At 69.8% G+C, this 6000-nt stretch carries 5 protein-coding genes; 1 reads left to right on the top strand and 4 read right to left on the bottom strand.

The genetic code is table 11. The features are described from left to right. From ABE438_RS16420 to ABE438_RS16410, 3 genes are all read right to left on the bottom strand, one after another. A partial coding sequence (locus ABE438_RS16420) for a hypothetical protein (RefSeq protein ID WP_346503726.1) occupies positions 1-1181 on the bottom strand: 1181 nt, incomplete at its 3' end. Positions 1182-1366: 185 nt separating this feature from the next. Further along, on the bottom strand, positions 1367-3133 hold the full coding sequence (gene argS, locus ABE438_RS16415; protein WP_346503725.1) for an arginine--tRNA ligase: 1767 nt from the start codon (positions 3131-3133) through the stop codon (positions 1367-1369). A 36-nt stretch (positions 3134-3169) separates the two neighbouring features. Next, the gene (locus ABE438_RS16410) at positions 3170-4408 is read right to left on the bottom strand and encodes a deoxyguanosinetriphosphate triphosphohydrolase (RefSeq protein WP_346503724.1); all 1239 of its coding nucleotides are present in this window, start codon (positions 4406-4408) and stop codon (positions 3170-3172) included. 96 nt (positions 4409-4504) lie between these two features. Between ABE438_RS16410 and ABE438_RS16405 the strand changes: the two genes are divergently transcribed. After that, a complete protein-coding gene (locus ABE438_RS16405) occupies positions 4505-4855 on the top strand; it encodes a HesB/IscA family protein (RefSeq protein WP_346503723.1) in 351 nt (116 codons plus the stop codon). A gap of 15 nt (positions 4856-4870) precedes the next feature. Here the strand turns inward: ABE438_RS16405 and ABE438_RS16400 are convergent, their stop codons facing one another. Beyond that, positions 4871-5911 carry an HD-GYP domain-containing protein gene (locus ABE438_RS16400; RefSeq protein ID WP_346503722.1) on the bottom strand — a complete coding sequence of 347 codons (1041 nt, stop codon included), beginning with the start codon at positions 5909-5911 and terminating at the stop codon, positions 4871-4873. Between the last annotated feature and the right edge of the window lie 89 nt (positions 5912-6000).

Below are 6000 nucleotides of genomic sequence, written 5' to 3'. Positions count from 1 at the left end.
GTCACCATGGCGGGCGATTGCGGCGCGGCAGCCATCTGCGGCGCGGCCGGGGCGGAGGCGGCGGGGCGCGCCGGCGCGGCGGCCTGGCCGCCCGGCAGCACCGGGGTGCCGTCGGGGCGGATCGTCACGGTACGGACGCGGCGCGGCTCGCCGAGGCCCGGCACCGGCGGCACCGCCACCAGGCCCGGCTCGGCATTCGACAGCGCCCCCGAGGTGGTGTCGCTCGCCTGCGAGCCAGGACGCGGCGGCATCATGCGCGCGGCCTGCTGCACGTCGACCGGCTGCTCCTCGCGGCTGACGACCTTGGTCTCCTCGCCGGTGCCTGCACCGGCACGCTCGTAGATCTGCTTATTCTGGTTCGGGATCTCGGTCCCGCCCGGATTGACCGGAGCGATCTTGGTCGGCTCGTCGCTGGCCTTGATCACCGGCGGCTGGCCGTTGGTGCCGGTCGAGCTGCCGCCGCTGCGCAACGCGAGTGCTGCGCCGACGCCGATCACTGCGACGGCGACGAGGGCGGCCGCGGTCCAGATGCCGCGGCGCGAGCGCGGCGGCTCGGCATAGGCGGGTGCCTGCACCTGGGCCTGCCCCGCCATGGTGGCGGCGGAAACCGCACCGGCGAGCTGCTCGTCATGGCCGGCGTGATCCTGATAGACCGGCTGGTGATAGCCCTGCAGCGGATCGTCGAGATCCTGCGCGCTGCGCGGCGCGTAGTCGTCCTCCGGCACATAGGCGTGCTGGCGGTTCTCGACCGGCGCCTCGTAGCGCGGCTCGGGCTCGTAGGCCGGCTCGTCGTAATGGTCCTGCGGCGGCAGCGGCGCCGGCTTGGCGGCCGGGCGCTGCGGCTCGGAGCGGCGCAGCAGCGCCTCGAACTCGTCCAGCGCGCCACGCATCTCAGGCGGCGGCGGGGCCGCCTGCACAGGCACGGGCTGCAGATGCACCGGGTGCACCGGCGCGGGCTGGGCCTGCTCGAAGCCAGGCTCGACGCGCGCCGTGGGGCGCTGCGGCTGGCCCGGGCGGCCGGCGAACAGATCCTTGAGGGGATCGTCGCGCTCGACCAGCCTGGTCAGTTCCATCAGGGGGTCGACGCCGGCGCCGGGCTTCTGGGGCTGGGCAGCCCCACGCAGCTGACGCTCAAGATCGTCGAGATCGATGGCGAAACGATTCCTAGCTGGCTCGCTCATGACTTGATCCATTCCAGCGCGCTGCCGCGTCCATGAAAGAACGCAACCCCCGCGCGGTCAATCTCGCGAAGGTCGCCCCGGTGGCCATGAGCCCGTCCGGTCACGTCTCCTTCACATCGGTCCCGGCGGGCGCTGGCCGGATCGTCCTGATCCGCAAGGCAACCCCGTGCGCGCGGCGAACCCCGTCAGCGCATCTCGTCCGGCGCCGTCACACCGACGATCGCCAGGCCGGAGGCAAGGACGCTTCGCACCGCATGAACGAAGGCCAGTCTCGCCATGGTCGACATTCGATCAGTTTGATTAACGAACCGTAATTGCGGCGCATCCTTGCCCTTGTTCCACAGCGAGTGGAACGCGCTCGCCAATTCATGCACGAAGAAGGCGACACGATGAGGCTCGTGTGACGCGGCGGCGGCATCGATCAGCCGCGGATAGGCGGCGATCATCTTGACGATCCCGATCTCGGACTCGTCGGTCAGGATGCCGAGATCGGCCTTGGCCAGCGCGGCCGGCGAAAGGTCCATGTCCGGGAAGGCCTCGCCCGCCTGGCGGAAGATCGAGGCGCAGCGCGCATGGGCGTACTGGACGTAGAAGACCGGGTTGTCCTTCGACTGCTCGACCACCTTGGCGAGATCGAAGTCCAGCGTCGCGTCGTTCTTGCGGAAGATCATCATGAAGCGGACCGCGTCGCGGCCGACCTCGTCGATCACCTCGCGCAGCGTGACGAAATCGCCGGAGCGCTTCGACATGCGCACCTGCTCGCCATTGCGCAGCAGGCGCACCAGCTGGCACAGCTTGACGTCGAGCGTGCCCTGCCCGCCGGTCACGGCCTTCACCGCCGCCTGCATGCGCTTGACGTAGCCGCCATGGTCGGCACCCCAGACGTCGATCATATCGGTGAAGCCGCGCGTGAACTTCGAGCGGTGATAGGCGATGTCGTTGGCGAAATAGGTGTAGCTGCCGTCCGACTTGAGCAGGGGCCGATCGACGTCGTCGCCGAACTTGGTGGCGCGGAACAGGGTCTGCTCGCGGTCCTCCCAGTCCTCGTCCTTCTGCCCCTTCGGCGGCGGCAGGCGGCCTTCGTAGATCAGGTCGCGGGCGCGCAGATCCTCGATCGTCTGGTGCACGGCGTTGGAATTGCCGTCCCGGCCCTGCAGCGAGCGCTCCGAGAAGAACACCTCGTGGACGACGCCGAGCGCCGCGAGGTCATCGCGGATCATCGCCATCATGCCCTCGATGGCGGCGGCCCGCACCAGCGGCAGCCAGTCCGCCTCGGGCTTGTCGCGCAGCGCCGGGCCATGGGCGGCCGCGAGCGACTGGCCGACCGAGACGAGGTAGTCGCCCGGATAGAGCCCTTCCGGAATCTCGCCGATCGTCTCGCCGAGCGCCTCGCGATAGCGCAGGAAGGCCGAGCGGGCGAGCACGTCGACCTGCGCGCCGGCATCGTTGATGTAGTATTCGCGGGTGACGTCGTGGCCCGCGAAGGCGAGCAGGCCGGAGAGCGCATCGCCGAAGACGGCGCCGCGGCCATGGCCGACATGCATCGGCCCGGTCGGATTGGCCGAGACGTATTCGACGTTGATCCTCGGCTGCGGCCGGGCGGCACCGCGGCCATAGGCCGGGCCGGACAGGACGGCGGCCTTGAGAACCTTCGTGAAGACAGAGGGTTGCAGCCGGATGTTGATGAAGCCGGGGCCGGCGATCTCGGCCTTCAGGACGTCGGGATCCCTGGCGATCTCGGCGACGATCTGCTCGGCCAGCGCGCGCGGCGCCTGCCCGGCCTCCTTGGCAAGCACCATCGCGGCGTTGATCGCGAGATCGCCATGGGCCGGATCCTTGGTCGGCTCGACCACGACGCGGGCCAGCGAGATGCCGGCCGGCAGGCGCCCGTCCCCGATCATGCCGTTCAGGGCGGTGGCGAGGCGCGCGGAAAAGATCTCGAAAATGTTCATGGCGACCAGGATTGTCTCGGGAAACCGGCCTGCGGCCTAACGCAGCGCGGGAGTGGCGTCAAACAGCCGCCGGTGCTCGTCGAGCGCATAGGAGTCGGTCATGCCGGCGATGTAGTCGGCGATGCGGCGGGCACGGCGCGTCTCGTCCAGCGCCTCGCAGCCGGCGGCCCATTCGGCCGGCATGGCCAGCGGATCGGCCATGAAGTGCCCGAACAGGTCGCGCACCACATCGGCCGCCTCGCGCCGGATTACCGCAATGCGGGGGTGGCGGTACATGTTGGGATAGAGGAAGCCCTTGATCGCCGCGTCGGCGGCGACGATCGCCGGCGAAAAGGCGACCACGGGCGCACCCGCCCGGCGGATCTCATCCGCATCGGCCGGCGCCAGCGCCGCGATCAGCCCCTGCGAATGGCGGATTACGTCCTCGACGAAGCGGGTGATGACCCGCCGCACCAGTTCGTTGGTGACGCGCTGCTTCTCCAGGCCGGGATGCAGCGCGGCGATCTCGTCGAGCAGCTCGGCGAGGAAGGGCACCGCCCGTAGCTCCTCGATCGAGAACATGCCGGCGCGCAGCCCGTCGTCGATGTCGTGCGCGTCATAGGCGATGTCGTCCGCCAGCGCCGCGGCCTGCGCCTCGGCCGAGGCGTGGCTGTCGAGCCAGAGATCCTGGCGCTGCTGGTATTCGAGGATGGCAGCGGGGATGCCCTCTTCGGCATAGCGCGCGGTCGGCAGCCCATCCGGCCCGAGCAGCGGCCCGTTGTGCTTGACCAGGCCTTCGAGCGTCTCCCAGGTCAGGTTCAGCCCGTCGAAGCCGGCATAGCGCCGCTCCAGTCGGGTCACGATGCGCAGCGTCTGGGCGTTGTGGTCGAAGCCGCCATGGCCCGCCATGCAGGCGTGCAACGCGTCCTCGCCGGTATGGCCGAAAGGCGTGTGGCCGAGATCATGCGCCAGCGCCAGCGCCTCGGCGAGGTCCTCGTCGAGGCCGAGCGCGCGGGCCAGCGCCCGGGCGATCTGCCCGACCTCGATGGTATGGGTCAGCCGCGTGCGGAAATGGTCGCCCTCATGCGAGACGAAAACCTGCGTCTTGTGCTTGAGCCGGCGGAAGGCGTTGGAATGGATGATGCGGTCGCGGTCGCGCTGGAAGGCGCTGCGGGTCGGCGAGCCCGGCTCCGCCACCAGCCGGCCGCGGCTCGTGCTCGAGCGGCAGGCATAGACGGCGCGCCAGCGATCGCCGGGCTCGCGCGGGGCTGCGGCGGTCTCGGGAACTGACGGCATGGCGTCCTCATGGCGAAGGCGACGGGCGCGCGACTTGAAGGGGGAGCAAGCGGCCATTACCTTCGCGGGTAAGGCAGGAGCAAGGACGATCTGCAAATGACCAGCCAGTCCGGCACCGAAACCCATACGATCTCGCTCACCGGCAAGGCCGCCAGCCGCATTCTCGCGGTGATGGCGAAGGAGCCGCCGGGCTCGATGCTGCGCGTCAGCGTCACCGGCGGCGGCTGCTCGGGCTTTCAGTACGTGTTCGACATCGACAGCGAGCGCGGCGCCGACGACATCGTCGTCGAGCGTGACGGCGCCAGGGTGCTGATCGACGAAACCTCGGTGGAGCTGCTCGGCGGGTCGACCATCGACTTCGTCGACGACCTCGTCGGCCAGTCCTTCCGGATCACCAATCCGAACGCGACGAGTTCCTGCGGCTGCGGCACCTCCTTCGCGCTGTGAGGTGCGCCGCGGCGGTCACTGCGGCAGCACCACCGCCCTGAAGGCACGCAGCAGATCGGGATCGAGCTTGCCCTTCATCCCGGCCAGCACATTGTAGGCAGCCTCCGGCGCCATGACCTCGCGATAGGCCCGGCGCTCGACCAGCGCGGCATAGATGTCGCAGATCGTCACCATGCGCACGACATCTGGAATCTGCGCGGCCGCCAGCCCCTGCGGATAGCCCGATCCGTCGAGATACTCGTGATGGCTGCGGGCCGCGGCGATGACGTCCTCGTCGAAGCCGCCCTGGCTCTTCAGCATCTCGTAGCCGATCACCGGATGCTGGCGCATGGTCAGCAACTCGTCGGGCGAGAGCGCGCCCGGCTTGTTCAGGATCTCGACGGCGATGCGGGCCTTGCCGATATCGTGCAGCAGCGCGGCTGCGGTGACGAGCCGGCGCGCCTCTTCCGAGAAGCCAAGCCGGCGCGAGAAGGCCGCCGCCAGCCCCGCGACCAGCAGGCAATGCTGATAGGTGCGATCGTCATGGTTCCAGACCATGCTGAGCCAGCCGTCAAGATGGAGATCGTCGGCGGCGCGGTTGATCGCCTCGACGCTCTCGCGCACCGCGACCATCGGCAGCGGCTTGCCGGCGGCCGCCTGCGACAGCACCTCGCCGACCCCGACCGATGCGGCGATGAAATTCTGGCGCATCGCGGGCGAGGCGGTGCCGGCGGTATCCAGCATGCGGTCGACCTCGTCGAGCAGCCGGCGCGGCTCGATCTGCGCCGGCAGCACACGCCTTGCGCCGAGCGCGTTGGCCTGCGCCTCGGCGCGCGCGGAGGGCGTGCGCAGGAGATGCAGCATCGGCACGCCGGGTGCCCGCGCCTTGGCAATGGCGGCGCGGGCGGCGCTGACCGCCTCCTGCCCCGACAAATCGAGGTCGACGATGAGGAGGCGCTCTGCGGCGCGGGGCTTGCGCGGCAGCGCCCGCGCGTCAGCGATCGTGCAGGGGCCCCATAGCGACAGGAGGCGCTGCAGCTTGGCACTCTGGTCTGGTCGATCCGTGAGGAGAATCACGTGTCCGGGCTCTCGTCCTACCGATCGGGCAAGTCTACGCCCGATCCATTGACGAGCCCTGAATTCGCCGGATCAGCGGCTTTCCGCCG

Source organism: Allobosea sp. TWI1241, assembly GCF_039673065.1.
Taxonomy (GTDB): Bacteria; Pseudomonadota; Alphaproteobacteria; order Rhizobiales; family Beijerinckiaceae; genus Allobosea.
The sequence above is the reverse complement of the archived record's forward strand: the minus strand, read 5'-3'. Positions and strand labels throughout refer to the sequence as shown.